Below are 19,012 nucleotides of genomic sequence, written 5' to 3'. Positions count from 1 at the left end.
CCATTCCAGTCCCCTCTCCCTTCGGGAGAGGGCTAGGGTGAGGGAAGCCGTTAATCCTTTGTGACCCGATTAATCTCTTCCAGGCTAGTGATTCCCTGCATCGCCTTCACCAGCCCCGACCGCCGCAGATCATTGAAGCCCTCCTTACGCATCCGCGCCGCGATCTCGATGGAGTTGCCCTCCTCCATGATCATCTGCTGCAGCGCCGGGGTGATCTTCACCACCTCGTAGATCCCCACCCGGCCGCGATAGCCCGCATTACAGTCTTCGCAACCGATGGGTTGGTAAAGAGTGAAGCTGCCGATATCTTCCGCGCGAAAGCCTTCCGCCAGCAGCGCCTCACGGGGCACCTCATGGACTCGCTTGCACTTGTTGCACAACTTGCGCGCCAGCCGCTGGGCGATGATGAGGTTGACCGAGGTCGCCAGGTTGAAGGCAGGCACCCCCATGTTACGCAAGCGCGTCAGGGTTTCCGCCGCGCTGTTGGTGTGCAGGGTCGACATCACCATGTGACCGGTCTGGGCTGCCTTGATGGCGATCTCCGCCGTTTCCAGGTCCCGGATCTCACCGACCATGATCACGTCAGGATCCTGACGTAGAAAAGCCCGCAGCGCCTGGGAGAAGTCGAGCCCCTGACGCGGATTGACGTTGACTTGGTTGATGCCTTCCAGGTTGATTTCCACTGGATCTTCAGCGGTGGAAATATTGATGTCTTCGGTATTGAGGATGTTGAGGCCGGTATAGAGGGATACCGTCTTGCCCGAACCGGTCGGCCCGGTCACCAGGATCATGCCCTGCGGCTGCTTGAGTGCTTGCAGATAGAGTTCCTTCTGCACATCCTCGTAGCCCAGGGCATCGATCCCCATCTGGGCGCTGGAAGAGTCCAGAATACGCATCACGATCTTCTCGCCCCAGAGGGTGGGCAGGGTGTTGACCCGGAAGTCGATGGACTTGGTCTTGGAGACCTTCAGCTTGACCCGGCCGTCCTGGGGCTTACGACGCTCGGAGATATCCATATTGGACATCACCTTGAGCCGCGCCGAAATTCGCGAAACCAGCTGCACCGGCGGCCGCGCTGCCTCGTGCAGGACACCGTCGGTACGGAAGCGCACCCGGTACATCTTTTCATAAGGCTCGAAGTGCAGATCGGACGAACCCTTTTTGATCGCATCCAGCAACATCTTGTTGACGAACTTCACCACAGGCGCATCGTCAGCATCGGTACCTGCAACGGCTTCCTGAGGCCGCTCGCCGCCCTCAGTCTCAAGATCAAGATCGATATCGCCCAGATCCAGTCCACCCGTGCCGCCATCGAGATACCTTTCAATCGCCTGATGCAGCTTGTCGTCCTCGACCAGCACGACCTCGACGGCCAGCTTGCTGCCAAAGGACACATCATTGATGGCCTGCTGGTTGGTAGGATCGGAAAGTGCGATGAAAAGCTTGTTGCCTCTTTTGCTCAAAGGCAGAAAGTGATGCTGCTGCATCAGCTTCTCGTTGACGATGTCCTTTGGTAGCTGCTCCTTGTCGATAGCCGCGAGATCGAGAAAGGGCACACCAAATTCCTGAGCAGCTAGTTCCGCCAGAGGCCGGCTCTGCACCAGCCGCTGCTGAACGAGATAGGTCACCAGTGGCACCTTGGCCTGCTTGGCCTTGACGACTGCTTGCTGCGCTGCCGCCTCCGCCAGCAACTGCGCATCCACCAACTGGCGCGCCAGTCCCGACAGCATCACCGTCTCGTTCATCGTCATTCCCACCCTTGGCTACAACAGGCGTTATAGCACCCTCCAGACCGCCCGCAAAATGGCGCCAGACAGCTGACATTTTTTGTCACGTGCTGCCCCTTTGTTGACGCCTATCCCAAATGAAACGTGCTGCAGTCGCCATTTTTCTTTGGCACGGCCTATGCTTTATCTCTCACAGGCACGTTGGCCTGATCCAACCTCGGAGATTTGGAATGAAAGCTCAGAAAGGCTTTACCCTGATTGAATTGATGATCGTTGTAGCGATCATTGGCATTTTGGCTGCTATTGCTATCCCTCAATACCAGAACTATGTGGCTAGATCTCAAGTATCCAGAGTCATGGCAGAGTCGGGCGCACTTCGCACTGCTATAGAGGATTGCGTACTGAATGGCAGAACTGTTGTAGGGGCTGGCGCTGGCCAGTGTGACCCAGGCGCGACCGGATCTAACCTTGTTACTGGTAACTCTCAAACCGGCGCAGCGCTTCCCGCAGGCACAGGTGTGCCGCAGATAGCTGCTCTCGCCGCAGGCGCTCCTACGATTACCGCGACTTTTGGCGGAAACGCTGCTCAAGTACTCACTGCAGCTCAAGCACAGATCGTTTGGACCCGCACTCAAGCAGATGGAACTTGGCGTTGTACTTCGCCTAACGTACCTAACAACCTGCGTCCTAATGGTTGCCCTGCACAGTAGGAAAGCGCGTAACCCTAAAGTGCCCCGCAGAAAACCGGGGCACTTTAGGACTTAGGCAAAAAATTTTTGATCATTTACAATTAAAATTCTTGAATACTTTATCAATCCACTTACGGCATCCCCTTCCCTCCAAACGCCCCCACTACCGTCCCCGTACTAAAGCTCGCATCCTCCTCCGCCAGCGCCACATAAAGCCCCGCTAACTCCGCCGGCTGCCCTGCTCGTCCTAGCGGCGTGTCCTGCCCAAATTCCTTCATCTGCCCTTCCAATTGCCCGCCCGCCACCTGCAGCGGCGTCCACACCGGACCTGGAGCCACGGCGTTGACGCGAATGCCCTTCTTGGCCAGTTGCTTGGCCATGCCCTTGGTAAGATTGAGGATGGCGGCCTTGGTCGAGGCGTAGTCGATGAGTTCTTCGCCGGGATCGTAGGAGTTCACCGAGACGGTATTGATAATGCTGGCGCCCGGCGGCAGGTGCGGGATGGCGGCCTTGCTGAAGCGGAAGACGTGATAGACGTTGGTTTTGAAGGTCCGGTCGAATTGCTCGTCGGTGATCTCTAGTATGTCGGCCTTGCTCTGCTGATAGGCGGCATTGTTCACCAGCAGGTCCAGGCCGCCGAGTTGCTGGATGGCCTTGCTCACCACATCTTCGCAGGCCTCCTGGGTACGGATGTCGGCCGGCAGAGTGATGGCCTTGCGGCCAGCCTCCTGGATCAGCTTGACCACCTCCTGAGCGTCGGATTCTTCGGAAGGGTGGTAGTTGATGGCCACATCCGCGCCTTCCCGGGCACAGGCAATGGCCACGGCGCGACCGATGCCGCTGTCGCCGCCGGTGATGAGGGCCTTGCGTCCGGCCAGACGGCCCGAGCCGTGATAGCTGCTTTCGCCATGGTCGGGACGCGGCTCCATCTTGCTGGTGAGCGCCGGCCATTCCTGACGCTGCTCCTTGAAAGGCTCGCGCGTGTACTTGGTGCGCGGGTCCTGCAGGGGCTTGGCGGGACGAGTCGCACTGCTGCCTTCCTGGGCGACGGCAGCGCCCGAAGCAGCGGCGGCGAGTCCCACGGCGGAGCCGACGAGCACGTTACGACGGGTGAGGGAGTAATCGGTCATCGAGGCTCTCCGCATGGGCAGCTATCTATTGGCAGGATAATGGGGGCGAAGCTGCGGCAAGGCTGGATCCGCAAAGGTTTAGGTATGACGACTCCCGTAAAGGTTTCCCGAATGCATGCCGCCCTGACCGCTGACCTTCGCGCGCAACAATCACGTCAGGCCGAGATGCCTTGACGAATCGCGAAGTCAGAGGCGGACAGCAGTGCGACACATCGCCACAGGGCTTGGCACGGGCACGACGACCAGGCTTGCACAGCAGATGAGCGAAGACTTATCATTGAAAGCTTCGTGCCGGTGTAGCTCAGTTGGTAGAGCGGCGCATTCGTAATGCGAAGGTCGTAGGTTCGACTCCTATCTCCGGCACCATCCCTCCGCTTCATTCCTCCTCGCTCTTTTCAAAGCCTTCAAGGCCTTAGCCGCCTTGGGCCGCGTCTTTCTGCGCTCCTTTCCGATCTGCGCCTTGCGTGCGAGCCGACGGCAAACGCCGGAGCAAACTGGCGGCTCCCTGTCCCTCGGCTACTCTTACCCAGCGCATGACAGTGCCTTACACCGCCTGATTTCGGCTTGCTTGACGGGCGGCAACACCTGAACGGCGGCTGACCAAAGGGTCGAATATCCAGCCCCTCTGTGGCACCATACCGCGCTGCGAAATCCCGCAATTTCTGCAATCCATCAGCCTGCCGCACGGATGCCTGTCCGTTGCGGAGCATGAGGCTGGCGACAGGCACGTTGAGAGAATAACCACGATGAGCCGCTCTACTGAGGTCGTGAGATGAAACTAACGAAGTATCTAAAACCAACCGGTTGGCTTCTGGCCGGTGCCGCCGCGCTGCTGCTCAGCGGGTGCGACGCCGTGCTGCTGGACCCGAAAGGCTCCATCGGCGTGCAAGAACGCAACCTCATCTACACAGCGTTCGGCCTCATGCTGATCGTGGTGATCCCGGTCATCGTGATGACCTTCCTGTTCGCCTGGAAGTACCGCGCTACCAACAAGGAAGCCAAGTACACCCCGAACTGGGCTCACTCCTACAAGATCGAAGCCGTGGTCTGGCTGGTCCCCCTGGCCATCGTGGTGTTCCTGAGCATCCTGAACTGGAAGACTTCCCACGAGCTGGATCCCTTCAAGCCGCTCGACCATTCCGAGCAGCCGCTGGTGATCGAAGCGGTCTCGATGGACTGGAAATGGCTGTTCATCTATCCCGAGCAAGGCATCGCCTCGGTGAACGAGATCGCCATCCCGGTGAATCGTCCGGTGCAGTTCAAGATCACCTCCGAGTCGGTCATGAACACCCTGTCGATCCCAGCCCTGGGCGGCATGATCTATGCCATGTCCGGCATGCAGAGCCAGCTGCACCTGATCGCCGATCATCCCGGCGAATTCGAAGGTCGCTCGGCCAACTACAGCGGCGCCGGCTTCTCCGACATGATCTTTGCCGTGCACGCGGTACCCACCGCCGGTGATTTCGACGCCTGGGTGAACAAGGTCAAGCAGTCGGGTGGCAAGACCCTGGACCAGGCGAGCTACACCGAGCTGGCCAAGCCCAGCGAGAAGCAGCCGGTCGCCTACTACTCGACGGTCGAGCCGGATCTGTTCAGAACGGTCATCAAGAAGTTCATGAAGTCCGACTTCAGCAAGCAGACCGATCACGTGATGGACATGAGCCAGCACGGCGGTCAACACGGTACCGAGGAATAAGTCATGTTCGGTAAATTAACTCTCGCGGATATTCCGTATCACGAGCCGATCATTCTCGTAACGTTCATCGTGGTTGCCTTGGGCGGCCTGGGACTGGTGGGAGCGATCAGCTACTTCGGCAAGTGGGGCTACCTCTGGAAAGAGTGGCTGACCACCGTCGACCACAAGAAGATCGGCGTGATGTACTTCATCGTCGCCCTGATCATGCTGCTCCGTGGCTTCTCCGACGCCATCCTGATGCGTAGCCAGCAGGCCATCGCCTCCGGCGGGGCCGAGGGCTACCTGCCACCCCATCACTACGACCAGATCTTCACCGCCCACGGCGTGATCATGATCTTCTTCGTGGCGATGCCGTTCGTGGCCGGCCTGATGAACGTGGTGACCCCGCTGCAGATCGGTGCCCGCGACGTGGCCTTCCCCTTCCTGAACTCGCTGAGCTTCTGGCTGTTCGTGGCCGGTGCCGTGCTGATCATGATGTCGCTGTTCGTGGGCGAATTCGCCGCGACCGGCTGGGTGGCCTATCCGCCGCTGTCAGGCATCCAGTACAGTCCGGGCGTAGGGATGGACTACTACATCTGGGCCCTTCAGCTCTCCGGTATCGGGACGACCCTGACCGGCGTCAACTTCTTCGTGACCGTGCTGAAGATGCGTACCAAGGGCATGACCCTGATGCGCATGCCGATCTTCACCTGGACCTCCTGGTGTACTGCCATCCTGATCATGGCGGCCTTCCCGATCCTCACCGTGACCCTGGCGCTGCTGACCCTGGACCGTTACCTGGGCTTCCACTTCTTTACCGCGGAAGCCGGCGGCAACCAGATGATGTACACCAACCTGATCTGGGCCTGGGGCCACCCCGAGGTATACATCCTGATCCTGCCGGCCTTCGGCGTGTTCTCGGAAGTGACCTCCACCTTCAGCAAGAAGCGTCTGTTCGGCTACGTCTCGATGGTCTGGGCAACGGTAGCCATTACCGTGCTGTCCTTCATCGTCTGGCTGCACCACTTCTTCACCATGGGCTCGGGCGCTAACGTCAACGCCTTCTTCGGCATCGCGACCATGATCATTGCGATCCCGACAGGGGTGAAGATCTTCACCTGGCTGTTCACCATGTATCAGGGCCGCATCCAGTTCACCTCGCCGATGCTCTGGACCCTGGGCTTCATCGTGACCTTCAGCATCGGCGGCATGACCGGCGTCCTGCTGGCGGTACCGGGTGCCGACTTCGTGCTGCACAACAGCCTGTTCCTGATCGCCCACTTCCACAACGTGATCATCGGCGGCGCCGTGTTCGGCTACTTCGCCGGCATGATCTACTGGTTCCCGAAGGTCTTCGGCTTCAAGCTGAACGAGAAGCTGAACAAGCAGGCCTTCTGGTGCTGGCTGATCGGCTTCTATGTCGCCTTCATGCCGCTGTACATGCTGGGCTTCATGGGCATGACCCGTCGTCTGAACCACTACGACAACCCCGACTGGCATCCCTTCCTGGTGACCGCCGCCATCGGCGCCGGCATCATTGCCCTGGGCATCCTGAGCCAGCTGTGGATGTTCTACGTCAGTATCCGCGACCGCAACCTGCCGGAGAACGTGGACGTGACGGGCGATCCGTGGGATGGCCGTACCCTGGAATGGTCGACCTCTTCGCCGCCGCCCTTCTACAACTTCGCTGAAGTGCCGGAAGTGCACGACATCGACGCCTACTGGGGCATGAAAGAGAAAGGCATCACCGAGAAGAAGGATGCGGACTACAAGCAGATCCACATGCCGCGCAACACTGGCGCCGGTATCGTGATCAGCCTCTTCGCCCTGATCCTTGGCTTCGCCCTGATCTGGCACATCTGGTGGCTGGCCATCGCCAGCTTCGTGGGCTGCATCGTCACTGCGGTTGTCCGCAGCTACGACGACGACGTCGACTATTACGTACCAGCGGAAGAAGTGGCACGCATCGAAACCGCGCGCATTCAGTCCCTGGCGAAATTGAAGCAGGCCTAACCCAATGGCGAATCAAGTTATGCATAACGAAGTCGCCCATGCCGAGGAGCATGGGCACCACGACGCCGGATCGATGAAGACGTTCGGCTTCTGGTCCTACCTGATGACCGACTGCATTCTGTTCGGGACGCTGTTCGCGACCTATGCAGTCCTGAGCGGGGCCCATGCCGATGGCCCCTCCCAGAAGGACATCTTCGAACTGTCGTTCGTCCTGGTCGAAACCTTCCTGCTGCTGTTCTCCAGTATCACCTACGGCTTCGCCATGATTGCCCAGCATCATGGCAGCAAGGGTGGCGTCCTGGGTTGGCTGGCGGTTACCTGGCTGTTCGGTGCCGGCTTCATCGGCATGGAACTCTATGAGTTCAACCATCTGATCCATGAGGGCTATGGTCCGGATCGCAGTGCCTTCCTGTCCGCGTTCTTCGCCCTGGTCGGTACCCACGGTCTGCACGTGAGCTCGGGTCTGATCTGGATGATCGTGTTGATGCTGCAGATCTCTTCCAAGGGTCTGACCACCACCAACGTGACCCGCCTGTCGTGCCTGAGCCTGTTCTGGCACTTCCTGGACATCATCTGGATCTTCGTCTTCACCATCGTCTATCTGATGGGGGTGCTGTAATGGCGCACGACCATAACGCCCACGGGCATACCGCCGAGAGCCATGGCACTTTCAAGAGCTACATGGTCGGCTTCATCCTGTCGGTCATCCTGACGGTCATTCCCTTCGGCCTGGTGATGTTCCCCACCTTCTCCAAGGGTGCGACCCTGGCGATCGTGGTGATAATGGCGGTGGTACAGCTGCTGGTGCACCTGTACTTCTTCCTGCACCTGAACACCTCCGAAGAGCAGCGTTGGAACGTGATCTCCTTTGGTTTCACCGTGGTCATCGTCGGTATCCTGGTCGTGGGATCCCTGTGGATCATGTACCACATGCACCAGAACATGATGATCCACTGAACCGGGCCGACGTGATGATCAAGAAGTACCTTCTCGTGACGAAGCCGGGCATCATCTTCGGCAACCTGATCTCGGTTGCCGGCGGGTTCTTCCTGGCTTCCAAAGGGAGCATCGACCCGCTGTTGCTGCTGGCGACGGCTATCGGGGTGTCGTTGGTCATTGCTTCCGGCTGTGTGTTCAACAACGTGATCGATATGGACATCGATCAGAAGATGGAAAGAACCCGCAATCGTGCGCTGGTCCAGGGCACGATCTCCTCGAAGGTGGCGCTGGCCTATGCCACCCTCCTCGGCCTGGCCGGGGTGGGACTGCTGTACGTGGCGACCAATGCGGTCGCCACCGCCTTCGCGGTGATGGGTTTCGTGGTGTACGTAGGTCTCTACAGCCTCTGGCTGAAGCGCACCTCGGTATACGGCACCCTGGTCGGTAGCCTGTCCGGTGCCGCACCGCCGGTGATCGGCTACTGCGCCGCCAGCGGCCAGTTCGACAGTGGCGCTGCGGTGCTGCTGCTGATCTTCTGTCTCTGGCAGATGCCGCATTCCTACGCCATCGCCATCTTCCGTCTCAAGGACTACACCGCGGCCTCGATTCCGGTCCTGCCGGTGGCCAAGGGGATCTCGGTGACCAAGCGTCACATCGTCTGGTACACCGTGGCCTTCATGGCCGCCACCCTGCTGCTGACCGTGCTCGGCTACGCCGGCTACGTCTATCTGGCAGTGGCCGCCGTGATCGGGGCCTGGTGGCTGCGTCTGGCCTTCATGGGCTATCAGGCCGAGAACGATGTCCAGTGGGCACGCAAGCTGTTCGGGTTCTCCATCATCGCCATCACCGCCCTGAGCGTCATGATGTCGGTGGACTTCCAGATCCCGGGCGACGTGCTGTTGACCTACGCACGCTGAGACGCACCGTCCCATGAAAGAGCCCGGCCCAGTGCCGGGCTTTTTCATGCCTGCGTGAAAACTACTTCAGCTAGTCCTGGTTGGTGATGACGCGCCAGGTTTGGCGGCGACTGGCGGGCAGGTCACCCCGCAAGCCATTCGGCGACTTGCTGTCGCTGCCATAGATCGCCGCATCCGCCAGGGTCCCTTCCATGCTGAAAGTGCCGTCACCGTAGACGAAGGGCACGATTCCACCGAGCAGACCATCGAGCTGGATACGCCCATAGACTGTATCCGTCCCCAGGTTGAACAGGCCGCTGTTGTTGCCGCCGGTGTAGGGATCCAGGGCATAGAGGTAGGTGGTGACCCCAGCGGTACAGGCGTCGGTGCTGGGAATTAGCGAACTCATCAGCAGGGTGCCGCTGAAGAGCTGGGGCTTGTTGATTACTAGTTCGCCATTCAAGGGAAGATTCAGATACCAGCCCTGTTTGCCGTTGGTCGCCGTAATAGCGTCGTAGTTCACCGACGTCGTGGAGAGGGTGTTCGCCGTACTGCTGACACTGGAACCGGCAGAACTGGTGTAGCTGATGCGCTGGTCGGTACCCAGGGTCTGCTGCTGGAGGTTGGCGATCGTCAGTACCGGAGTACTGCTGGCCGCCGCTCCATCTGTCTGGCGATCCCAGATGCCATAGAGCGTCATGGCCTTGCTGGTATTGGCGAGGCCGTCGCTGGCCTCGAGGTATTTACCGGTACCAAAGAGCACCAGATGCCCCGTTCCACTGGGATGAGCCACGACTGAAGGACTGGCGGTGATCGGCTGGACCAGATTGGTGGTACCGGGCGCCAGGCTACTGGCCTGGGCGGTATAGAGGGGCCGCCCCCCGAAGGCAACACGGAAGTTGTCTGCTGCGGCCGTTGCGGTCAGGGAGGTGCCGATCAGGTCGAAGCGCCAGAGATTGCCGTGGAGGTCACCGGCATAGGCATAGTCGGCGATCAGGTCGCCATCGACATCGGCCACGAAGGGCGAACTCAGGCCATTGGGTGTGGCGATGTTATCGCTGGCCGGCAAGGCCTTGATCAGGCTGCCGTCGGCCACGTTCATCACATAGAGCACGGCGTTGTCCTGCGCACTGTTGTAACCGTTGCTGACCACCACTGCCCAACCACCGGTATGCAGCCGGGTGATGATCGGCTGCGCGTAGGTGAAGCCCAGGTCCTTGTAGCTGGCATCCGCGTCCGACTTTTCCCAGAGCAGCGCTGGGGCATTGGGATTGGTGATATCCAGCGCGAAGATGCCCCGCTCTCCCCCGCGCAGCGTGCCAATCAGTACCGTGCGCCAGGCCCCGTTGAAATAGACGTCGCCTACCACTGGCGTGTTGTCGACATAGGACTGATGGCCCCCACCGTTATAGCTGCGCTCGGTCAGTCGGTTGAGATTGCCGATGACCGCACTGGGAACGAAAGCAAAGACCTCCTGCCCCTGATCGTTGAAGGCATGCAGCATGCCGTCGTTGGCACCGACATAGATACGTCGCTCACGAGCCGCATTGGTGGTGCGGAACGTGGCGTAGGAATTGTCTCCGACGGTCGCATTCATCAGGGCGATGGGACTGTTGGGACCGTCCACCACCACTGGAGAAGAGTTCACGATATCACCGAGGATATGGCTACGCGGTCGAAACGATGGCGTGGCCCCGGGCGACTCCAGACTGCGATCGCCGCGCAGATAATCCACCCGGCGACTGCCATAGGTGTCGGTGGCACCACCGGAGGCCTTGTTGAGCCTGAGTTGTTGATCGGTATTCAGATTCGCCCAGGCGAAATCGGTCAAGGCGCCGCCCTTGGCCATGTAGATCTTGCGGGTGCCGAAGGCGGTATTACCCGGAGCGAACCTGCCATCGAGTTGTTGAGCGGCACTCCAGATCCGCGTCTGGGTGGTACCCGTGCGTTGGTACTTGATGACATCACCGCTCCAGTCGGCACTGGAAAAGGATGGGGAATAGGTAAAGAGCGCGTTGGTGTCCCCTACCCGGGTGGGCGATACGGTCTGGCTCGCGCCGACGCTGGTGGACTGGGTGATCCGCGTGATGACCTTGCCAAGAGAGGTGATCAGGTCGCTGGCATTTTCCGCACTGAAGAACTCCCCCCGCGAATTGATTGCCGCGTGCCAGAGGTCATAGACATTGTTCTGATTGACCGAGTTGTCTGCACCCGCCACTGGCCAGGACGTAGTACCTGCGGCCAAGCCAGCGTAGCCGCCGGCAAAGGTATCGCCATCCCAATCCGGATTGATCAGCGCACTGCTCAAGCCGATACCCACGTAGAACCCCGTGAGGTGCTGCCAGGTGGCTGGGTCGTTACGCGGATTCCAGTAGGGCGAAAGCGTAGTGGTCCCCCGTACCTCATTGCTGGTCACGGTATTGTAGGGCGGTACCTTGTTGTCGAGACCGGGCTGGGCATCGGTGCGCCAGTAGAGAAAGGCCAGGTCTGCGAGAGTGCTGGCCGTAGTGTCCTGGAACGGTGCCTGTGGTGAGTACTGCTGCCCGTCCGGAAGGGTTGCGGCTGTACCATCGACGTTGCCGGAATTCAGCGCAGAGTTCCAGATACCATCGGTCACCACCAGACTGTAGCTGGCGCGACAGCCGTAGACAGGCGACTCGCTATTACCCGGATCGTACGCATATGGACTGTTGCTACCGCTGGTCTTGAGCAGTTCGCCAACGCGAGCAACCGCCTGGAGCAGCGGCGTGCTCTGGTTGTAATAGACTTCTCCGAGCCAGGTGAAGAAAGCGGCTCGGTGCGCACCGGTAAAGGGTCTCAGCCGATTATCGTAGGCAGTTGAACCGGAGTTGCTGATACCGCGACAGTTGGCATTGGCCGCTACCAGGATGCAACTGTCGCTGGTTCCCAGTGCCTGCCAGCCAAGCCGGAGATTTTCCGACGCATCCGCCAAGGCCAGGTTGGTCGAAGTTTGAGCCGCCAGGGCGCGACTGCGATAGAAGGAATACCAGTTGGCGAAGTTCTGCCTTTCGTCCGTCCCGTTGGGACCGGAAGAGCTGCCGACCAGTACCCGCCGGTAACAGCCCTCGGTCTGCAAGGCGACGGGAAGACAGGTGCTGAGCGTCGTATCGTAGAGATAGTAGTAGGCCTGTACGCCAGTGATGGCAGCAGAAATGTTGGTATTGGCGGTGACCGTGTAGTTGACCGAGGAAACCACCCCAAGCAGTCCATAGTCCACGTTTCGGGTACAGATAACATTGCTGTAGGTGACCGCCGCCGTATTGGCAATGCTCGCGGTACAGCCACCGTTGAGCGCAGCTCCCGTCAGCAGGCGCTCAAGCAGGGAGGCGTCACTGATACTGACTTGGGCACCGTTGATGTTCTCGGTGAAGCCGGCACCCAACAAGATATTGAGCAGCGTGAGGCTGCCATAGGTCGCGCTTGTTCCACGGTAAGTACCACTACTGAAAAAATCCTGAGACGGGTTCTCCGCCAGCATGCTCGGGCTATTGTTCTGCAGCCCCGGGTTTCCGTAGGCATTACCCCGCGCCACATTGGGATCTGTAGTCACCAAATTAGGGTTATAGCTCCAGCTCACGCGGTAGTCGGTGGCGAGATTGACACTACCCAAGCTCGGTCGATAGCCGTTTACGTAGGCACTGGTAAAGCTGGTCGCCAGTCGCGTACGGGTCAGTCCGCCCGTAGTGCTGTAGCTCACAGCATAGGGCGCCGGATAAGTAATCGCCGGATTGTAGTAGAGGCTATTGAAAGCCGCCGATTTAGCGCGACGGGTTGGTCGGATGGCATCGGTATTCGACGCATCCGGCACAACCGCCATCTGCATGCTGGTGGAGTTATCCAGCGTGACGAACAGATTGGGACCGACACTATTGGTCAGGAACAATGGCTGCTGACTGAGATTCAAGGCCGCGGCCTGCGTCGCAGGTGCGGCCAAGGTTAATAGGAGGGCCAGAGTTCCAATGCCTAATGCAGCCCGACTCATGGCACCTCCAGGGCGACGACGCTCTGCAGAATCACCGGAAAGCGCTTGCCGCGATCCTGGGCCACGGCGGTGATCCGGAACAGGTTGGTGGCGGGCGCCGAGACATCGACCGAACTGCTACCGATGGCTGTCACGACCCAGCGGGGTGTCTGGGCGAAGGAAGCGCTGCCATCGGAGCCGCGGTAGGCAACCGTCCGCGTCGTAGGATCGGTCCCGCTCGCCTGGAGCGCTGCCGCTGCCCAGGTCTGGGTCAGGGCACCGGTATTGAGATCGCTGGCCTTGGTCAGGATGCACAGGTCACCGGTTGGTGGCTTGGCGAAGGCACTGCGTACCGCTGGGACACTTTCCGAACAGCTGGCAAAGCCGGCACTGAAGGCGGTAAAGGACGGTTGCTGACTGAGGGCCACCAATCGCCGCTCACCTTCGCGTAGCGCCGCCTCTGCGGCATTGAAGGCCTGGGTGTTTTCCAAGGCGGCGCCGCCGCTGCGGGCCTGCAGCAAGGTCTGACGCATGCTGGAGGCGGCCAGTAGCGACAGCAGCAGCAACATCACCAGGGCGATCAGCAAGGTCGCGCCGCGCTGCCTGCCAATGACTGGACTCATAGCGCCAGATTCCTCAGGGTAACGGTGCTCTGCAGTATCTGCATGGGTCGACTGGCATCCGCGATCTGCAGGCCGGTTAGGGTCTGCCAATTGGCAGCCGTGTTGCTGGCCACATCGCTGGTCAATGCCTCCGTGGTGCTGAGCAACGCCGCGTAGCGCACGGCCGGTGCATCCGCCTTGGGCGGAATGGACCAGCGAAAATCCTGCAGCCCCTGCACCAGCACCGCACTGCCCTTGCGCGTCAACGCGCCCCCACGCTCGCTCCAGACAGTGCAGCTCAGGGTGCCCCCGCCCGGGGTATTGCCCGCGGTGTAGCGCAGCTTGAGCAGCACGTTGCCGCCGGCATTGAGGTTCACCCGCGGGATGGGGTTGCCCAGACAGTCCTGGTCCTTGCTGTCCAATGCGCCCTGATAGCGAATGCAGACACCGGTGGGCGCATTGGCGCTGTCCGTGGTCGCCGCGAAGGTGGCGCCAGCGGCAAAAGCTGGACAGCTGATGTCATCGGTATCCTTTACCTCACCGACCGCCGGAAAGGCTGCCTGGAGGCTACCCTGATAACGGATTTCCGCGCGGAAGCCGGTCCGTGCCAGTTGCCGGTCGAGCACCTGCAAGGTCAGCTGAGCGTTGTTGCGATTGCCGGTCTGGCCCTGCTGGAAGAGAAAGCTACGCTTGTTGTTGATATAGATCTGAGAGACGCCCAGCACCAGAAAGGTACCCACGGTGAGGGCGATCATCATCTCGATGAGGGAAAATCCAGCCTGACTGCGTAGCTTGAGCTCCATGGCCTACAGCTCCGAGCGCAGGGCGTAGTAGCAGACGCCCTTGGGGCAATTCAGCGAATCGTTGCTGACGTCCTGCCAGGCCACCACCACCATCACCGGTGCCACCGCATTGGTCTCGCAGGCACCCAGCGGCGTCGTGTTGCCCGCGGGATCGCTGGACGGCAGTTTCGGTACGCCGGACGCCGGACAGACCGCGAAGCTGCTGGCGATCAGGGCATCCGTCACGGGTAGCAGCGCCTTTACCTGATTCAGCCAACATCCCAGATCCTGCCCGGCGACCGTTTCCCCGCCTGCAGAGCGATCCCGGGTCAGGCAGGTCTTGCCAGCATCGAGTGCCTTGGTGCGAAAGTTGGTACCAGGCTGCTTGATGTAGGCCCCGTCGATCTTGACCTTGTCGCTCGCCACCACCTGATCGCGGTTGCTGCGCATCAACTCGAGCAGGTCGTTGGCCAATGCCATGGCATTGCTGCGCTGCACCGAATCCTGGGACAGCGCCACACTGCGGGTCTGCAGGGCCACCATGCCCAGCACGCCGATGCAGATGATCACCAGACTGACCAGCACCTCGATCATGCTGACCCCCCCTTGCCAGCGCTTCATCTAGCTGCACCCCACGGCGCTGGCACGGTTAGGCACATAGTCGCTCACCGTCAGCACCCCGCCCTGACTGAGGGTGAATTGCTTGCCCTGGGTGAGCGCATTGGTAGCGCAGACGCGAATGGTGGCTTCACCGCTGAGTTTCAGGCTGCCATTGGGTTGGAAGGTCAGACTGGTCAGGGGGGTACCGCCCAGGGATCCGGTTCCGTTGACGCCGTTACCCAGTCCCCCGCTGTACTGCCGCAAGACTTCGGCAGTGGGCAGCACCACCGTCTTGGCCGTGGTGATCCTCAGCGCGCCCATCCAGCCGTTGGCATCCTCCGGATCCGTGGTGACCACGACATTCACACCGCGACTCATGGCTTCGCTGCGGGCGTAATAGAGGGCGCGCTGCAACTCCCCCGCTGCCGCCTGGACCCGGTTGCTTTGCACCAGGCTCGCGAAGCCAGGCGCCGCCAGCGCCGTGACGATACCCAGCAGCGCTATGACGACCAGGACCTCGATGAGCGTGAAACCCGAGAGGCGCTTCGACTGCATCCCCACCGCCTGAAAACCCGTGACTTCATCTGATAGTAGTAAGGGCTCGGGCAGTCGCTATGACCGGCTATCGCCTCGATAGGCGCGGGTAACCACCTGGATCAAGGCGTTCGCCGGAGATGGGCGAAATAGAGCGCGGCGGTGAGAAGCGAGAGTGGCAGACCAGAACACGGCCTGTTCCAGAGTCTGCTCTAAGCAGGGGGATTTGCGAGAGCAACTTAGCCCTGAGCCCTGGTGGGGTCGGCGCCTCACAGGCAGAGGGACCAGATCTCGGACAGAGAAAACGGCGCCCTAGAAACGCAAAAACCCTCCTTGCGGAGGGTTTCTGGTAAAAATGGTGGGTCGTGTAGGATTCGAACCTACGACCAATTGGTTAAAAGCCAACTGCTCTACCGACTGAGCTAACGACCCAAATATGGTCGGGGTAGGGGGATTCGAACTCCCGACATCCTGCTCCCAAAGCAGGCGCGCTACCGGGCTGCGCTATACCCCGAGAATGGAAGTGGCTCCGCGACCTGGACTCGAACCAGGGACCCAATGATTAACAGTCATTTGCTCTACCGACTGAGCTATCGCGGAATTTCGATCTTCCAACCCCTCTTACGTCAGTGCCTTTCGGGCTTTGCCGTAAGTGAGGTGCGCCATTTTACGGAAGTGGAAACAGACGTCAACACCTAGCCTGCTGTTTTTTCACAAATTTATGCGAAAGGCCGGGCGACCCTGGGATCGCCCGGTCATTTCCTAGGCGAAGACGATCTCGTCGCCCTCTACCCTGCCCTCGATGCGGCTGTTCGGCGCGAAGGCGCCCGAAAGGATGCGCTGGGCCAGCGGATTCTCGATCCAGCGCTGGATCGCGCGCTTGAGCGGACGGGCACCGTAGACCGGGTCGTAACCCACCGCCACCAGCTTGTCCAAGGCCTCGGGCGACAGCTCCAGCTGCAGGTCACGCTCGGCCAGGCGCTGCCGCAGGTGCTGCAGCTGGATCTCGGCGATGCCGGCGATCTGTTCGCGGCCCAGGGGCTCGAACACCACCACCTCATCGATCCGGTTGATGAACTCGGGGCGGAAGTGACTGGCCACCGCATCCATCACCGCGGCGCGCTGGGCATCGGGATCGCCGACCAGCTCCTGGATCTGCGCCGAGCCCAGGTTCGAGGTCATGACGATCACCGCATTGCGGAAATCCACGGTTCGGCCCTGGCTGTCGGTCAGACGCCCGTCGTCGAGCACCTGCAGAAGGATGTTGAAGACATCCGGATGAGCCTTTTCCACCTCGTCCAGCAGGACCACCGAGTAAGGCTTGCGCCGCACGGCCTCGGTCAGGTAGCCACCCTCTTCATAGCCGACATAACCGGGCGGTGCCCCGATCAGGCGAGCCACGGAGTGCTTCTCCATGAATTCGGACATGTCGATGCGCACCATGGCGTCTTCGGTGTCGAAGAGAAACTCCGCCAGCGACTTGCACAGCTCGGTCTTGCCCACCCCGGTCGGGCCGAGGAAGAGGAAGGAACCACTGGGGCGATTCGGATCGGACAGCCCCGCCCGCGACCGGCGCACGGCATTGGCCACGGCGGTGACTGCCTCGTCCTGGCCGATCACCCGGTTGTGCAGGGCCTCCTCCATGCGCAAGAGCTTGTCGCGCTCGCCTTCGAGCATCTTGCTGACCGGAATGCCGGTCCACTTGGAGACCACCTCGGCGATCTCGTCTTCGGTGACCTTGTTGCGCAAGAGCTGGTTGGCCGGCTTCTCGTGCTGGTCGACCATCTGCAGGCTGCGCTCCAGATCGGGGATGGTGCCGTACTGCAGCTCGGCCATGCGATTGAGGTCGCCCTTGCGGCGAGCGGCCTCCAGCTCGGTGCGCGCCTGCTCGATGCGCTGCTGCAACTGGGCGGAATCCTGGACCTCGGCTTTTTCTGCCTTCCAGACCTCTTCCAGATCGGCGTATTCCTGCTCGAGGCGAGCGATGTCCTCGTCGAGTTTTTCCAGTCGCTTGCGCGCGGCCTCGTCCTCTTCCTTCTTCAGCGCCTGACGTTCCACCTTGAGCTGGATCAGCCGGCGATCCAGGCGATCAAGGGCCTCCGGCTTGGAGTCTATCTCCATGCGGATGCGGCTGGCGGCCTCGTCGATCAGGTCGATGGCCTTGTCCGGCAGCTGACGATCGGTGATGTAGCGATGAGACAGCTTGGCCGCGGCGATGATGGCGCCATCGGTGATGGCCACCTTGTGGTGTACCTCGTAGCGCTCCTTGAGGCCACGCAGGATGGCGATGGTGTCTTCCTCGCTCGGCTCGTCCACCAGCACCTTCTGGAAGCGCCGCTCCAGGGCCGCGTCCTTCTCGATGTACTGGCGGTACTCGTCGAGGGTGGTGGCACCCACGCAGTGCAGCTCGCCACGGGCCAGGGCCGGCTTGAGCATGTTGCCGGCATCCATGGCGCCCTCGGCCTTGCCGGCGCCGACCATAGTGTGCAGCTCGTCGATGAAGAGGATGATGCGCCCTTCCTGCTTGGCCAGTTCGTTGAGCACGCCCTTGAGGCGCTCTTCGAATTCGCCGCGGAATTTGGCGCCGGCGATCAGCGCGCCCATGTCCAGGGCCAGCAGGCGCTTGTCCTTGAGGCCGTCGGGCACTTCGCCATTGATGATGCGCTGGGCCAGGCCCTCGGCGATGGCGGTCTTGCCGACGCCTGGCTCACCGATCAGCACCGGGTTGTTCTTGGTGCGGCGCTGCAGGACCTGGATGGTGCGGCGGATCTCGTCGTCCCGCCCGATCACCGGGTCGAGCTTGCCGTCTTCGGCGCGCTTGGTTAGATCGACGGTGAACTTGTCCAGCGCCTTGCGGCTGTCTTCGGCATTGGGGTCATTGACCGCCTCGCCCCCGCGCAGGTTGTTGATGGCGTTCTCCAGCGCCTTGCGCGAGACGCCCTGCCCCAGCAGCAACTTGCCGAGGCGGGTGTTCTCGTCCATGGCGGCGAGCAGCACCAGTTCGCTGGAGATGAACTGGTCGCCCTTCTGCTGGGCCAGGCGGTCGGCCTGGTTGAGCAGGCGCGCCAGATCCTGGGACAGATTCACGTCGCCGGTGGGATTCTGGATCTTGGGCAGCTTGTCCAGCTCTTCGGCCAAGGTCTTGCGCAGGCTGGCGAGGTCGAAGCCGACCTGGCGCAGCAGCGGGGAAATGGAACCGCCCTGCTGATCGAGCAGCGCGGAGAACAGGTGCAGCGGCTCGATGGCCGGGTGGTCATGGCCGACGGCCAGGGACTGAGCATCCGCCAGGGCGAGCTGCAATTTGCTGGTGAAACGGTCTATACGCATGGGCAAGGTCCTATCTGAGACGCGGGATGGCGCAGCAGAGGGCGCTTTCGATTACCCGCGGGAATGACCTTTAGATAGGGGCGATGCCTAACGATTCAAGCCACGGAGGCTTGACA

14 protein-coding genes and 4 tRNA genes are annotated in these 19,012 nt (G+C 60.8%); 7 read left to right on the top strand and 11 right to left on the bottom strand.

Annotated features, from left to right (window positions below; genetic code table 11):
- Positions 1-50 precede the first annotated feature (50 nt).
- On the bottom strand, positions 51-1,745 hold the full coding sequence (gene pilB, locus DBY63_RS18135; RefSeq protein WP_108582520.1) for a type IV-A pilus assembly ATPase PilB: 1,695 nt from the start codon (positions 1,743-1,745) through the stop codon (positions 51-53).
- 212 nt (positions 1,746-1,957) lie between these two features.
- On the opposite strand from pilB, the gene DBY63_RS18130 reads away from it, so the two are divergent.
- On the top strand, positions 1,958-2,437 hold the full coding sequence (locus tag DBY63_RS18130; RefSeq protein ID WP_108582502.1) for a pilin: 480 nt from the start codon (positions 1,958-1,960) through the stop codon (positions 2,435-2,437).
- A gap of 110 nt (positions 2,438-2,547) precedes the next feature.
- On the opposite strand, the gene DBY63_RS18125 is transcribed toward DBY63_RS18130, so the two are convergent.
- A complete protein-coding gene (locus DBY63_RS18125; RefSeq protein ID WP_108582503.1) occupies positions 2,548-3,546 on the bottom strand; it encodes an SDR family oxidoreductase in 999 nt (332 codons plus the stop codon).
- Positions 3,547-3,836: 290 nt separating this feature from the next.
- On the opposite strand from DBY63_RS18125, the gene DBY63_RS18120 reads away from it, so the two are divergent.
- The 6 genes from DBY63_RS18120 (at position 3,837) to cyoE (ending at position 9,090) form a co-directional block, all read left to right on the top strand.
- Positions 3,837-3,912 (top strand) — tRNA-Thr (locus DBY63_RS18120).
- Between the two features lie 406 nt (positions 3,913-4,318).
- On the top strand, positions 4,319-5,242 hold the full coding sequence (gene cyoA / locus DBY63_RS18115; protein WP_007160924.1) for a ubiquinol oxidase subunit II: 924 nt from the start codon (positions 4,319-4,321) through the stop codon (positions 5,240-5,242).
- A gap of 3 nt (positions 5,243-5,245) precedes the next feature.
- A complete protein-coding gene (cyoB, locus tag DBY63_RS18110) occupies positions 5,246-7,234 on the top strand; it encodes a cytochrome o ubiquinol oxidase subunit I (RefSeq protein ID WP_007160923.1) in 1,989 nt (662 codons plus the stop codon).
- A gap of 4 nt (positions 7,235-7,238) precedes the next feature.
- Positions 7,239-7,853 carry a cytochrome o ubiquinol oxidase subunit III gene (locus tag DBY63_RS18105; RefSeq protein ID WP_027600197.1) on the top strand — a complete coding sequence of 205 codons (615 nt, stop codon included), beginning with the start codon at positions 7,239-7,241 and terminating at the stop codon, positions 7,851-7,853.
- The gene (gene cyoD / locus DBY63_RS18100) at positions 7,853-8,191 is read left to right on the top strand and encodes a cytochrome o ubiquinol oxidase subunit IV (RefSeq protein WP_007160921.1); all 339 of its coding nucleotides are present in this window, start codon (positions 7,853-7,855) and stop codon (positions 8,189-8,191) included. The genes DBY63_RS18105 and cyoD overlap by 1 nt, the downstream gene beginning before the upstream one ends.
- Before the next feature lie 11 nt (positions 8,192-8,202).
- Positions 8,203-9,090, top strand: a complete 888-nt coding sequence (cyoE, locus tag DBY63_RS18095) for a heme o synthase (RefSeq protein ID WP_223855368.1) — start codon at positions 8,203-8,205, stop codon at positions 9,088-9,090.
- A 70-nt stretch (positions 9,091-9,160) separates the two neighbouring features.
- On the opposite strand, the gene DBY63_RS25025 is transcribed toward cyoE, so the two are convergent.
- The 9 genes from DBY63_RS25025 to clpB form a co-directional block, all read right to left on the bottom strand.
- A complete protein-coding gene (locus DBY63_RS25025; protein ID WP_256594443.1) occupies positions 9,161-13,072 on the bottom strand; it encodes a PilC/PilY family type IV pilus protein in 3,912 nt (1,303 codons plus the stop codon).
- Positions 13,069-13,674 carry a PilX N-terminal domain-containing pilus assembly protein gene (locus tag DBY63_RS18085; protein WP_042137095.1) on the bottom strand — a complete coding sequence of 202 codons (606 nt, stop codon included), beginning with the start codon at positions 13,672-13,674 and terminating at the stop codon, positions 13,069-13,071. Before DBY63_RS18085 ends, DBY63_RS25025 begins: the two co-directional genes overlap by 4 nt.
- The gene (locus DBY63_RS18080; protein ID WP_108582504.1) at positions 13,671-14,456 is read right to left on the bottom strand and encodes a prepilin-type N-terminal cleavage/methylation domain-containing protein; all 786 of its coding nucleotides are present in this window, start codon (positions 14,454-14,456) and stop codon (positions 13,671-13,673) included. The genes DBY63_RS18085 and DBY63_RS18080 overlap by 4 nt, the downstream gene beginning before the upstream one ends.
- A 3-nt stretch (positions 14,457-14,459) precedes the next feature.
- Positions 14,460-15,056: a type IV pilus modification protein PilV gene (gene pilV, locus DBY63_RS18075; protein WP_108582505.1), complete on the bottom strand. Its 597-nt coding sequence runs from the start codon at positions 15,054-15,056 to the stop codon at positions 14,460-14,462.
- The gene (locus DBY63_RS18070; RefSeq protein WP_108582506.1) at positions 15,057-15,590 is read right to left on the bottom strand and encodes a GspH/FimT family pseudopilin; all 534 of its coding nucleotides are present in this window, start codon (positions 15,588-15,590) and stop codon (positions 15,057-15,059) included.
- Between the two features lie 335 nt (positions 15,591-15,925).
- Positions 15,926-16,001, bottom strand: a tRNA-Lys gene (locus DBY63_RS18065).
- 5 nt (positions 16,002-16,006) lie between these two features.
- Positions 16,007-16,083, bottom strand: a tRNA-Pro gene (locus DBY63_RS18060).
- A 10-nt stretch (positions 16,084-16,093) separates the two neighbouring features.
- Positions 16,094-16,169, bottom strand: a tRNA-Asn gene (locus tag DBY63_RS18055).
- A gap of 162 nt (positions 16,170-16,331) precedes the next feature.
- On the bottom strand, positions 16,332-18,896 hold the full coding sequence (clpB, locus tag DBY63_RS18050; protein ID WP_027600191.1) for an ATP-dependent chaperone ClpB: 2,565 nt from the start codon (positions 18,894-18,896) through the stop codon (positions 16,332-16,334).
- Positions 18,897-19,012: the final 116 nt, after the last annotated feature.

Source organism: Pseudomonas sp. RIT411, assembly GCF_003057735.2.
Classification (GTDB): domain Bacteria; phylum Pseudomonadota; class Gammaproteobacteria; order Pseudomonadales; family Pseudomonadaceae; genus Chryseomonas; species Chryseomonas oryzihabitans.
Note: the sequence above shows the minus strand (reverse complement) of the source record. Positions and strands in the feature narration are given on the sequence as shown.

Coding starts and splice junctions, on each gene's coding strand:
- DBY63_RS18080 (WP_108582504.1), bottom strand. CDS start 14,456: ATGGAGCTCAAGCTACGCAGTCAGGCTGGATTTTCCCTCATCGAGATG.
- clpB (WP_027600191.1), bottom strand. CDS start 18,896: ATGCGTATAGACCGTTTCACCAGCAAATTGCAGCTCGCCCTGGCGGAT.
- DBY63_RS18070 (WP_108582506.1), bottom strand. CDS start 15,590: ATGCAGTCGAAGCGCCTCTCGGGTTTCACGCTCATCGAGGTCCTGGTC.
- DBY63_RS18125 (WP_108582503.1), bottom strand. CDS start 3,546: ATGACCGATTACTCCCTCACCCGTCGTAACGTGCTCGTCGGCTCCGCC.
- DBY63_RS18085 (WP_042137095.1), bottom strand. CDS start 13,674: ATGAGTCCAGTCATTGGCAGGCAGCGCGGCGCGACCTTGCTGATCGCC.
- DBY63_RS18130 (WP_108582502.1), top strand. CDS start 1,958: ATGAAAGCTCAGAAAGGCTTTACCCTGATTGAATTGATGATCGTTGTA.
- pilV (WP_108582505.1), bottom strand. CDS start 15,056: ATGAAGCGCTGGCAAGGGGGGGTCAGCATGATCGAGGTGCTGGTCAGT.
- DBY63_RS18105 (WP_027600197.1), top strand. CDS start 7,239: ATGGCGAATCAAGTTATGCATAACGAAGTCGCCCATGCCGAGGAGCAT.
- cyoA (WP_007160924.1), top strand. CDS start 4,319: ATGAAACTAACGAAGTATCTAAAACCAACCGGTTGGCTTCTGGCCGGT.
- DBY63_RS25025 (WP_256594443.1), bottom strand. CDS start 13,072: ATGAGTCGGGCTGCATTAGGCATTGGAACTCTGGCCCTCCTATTAACC.
- cyoB (WP_007160923.1), top strand. CDS start 5,246: ATGTTCGGTAAATTAACTCTCGCGGATATTCCGTATCACGAGCCGATC.
- pilB (WP_108582520.1), bottom strand. CDS start 1,745: ATGAACGAGACGGTGATGCTGTCGGGACTGGCGCGCCAGTTGGTGGAT.
- cyoD (WP_007160921.1), top strand. CDS start 7,853: ATGGCGCACGACCATAACGCCCACGGGCATACCGCCGAGAGCCATGGC.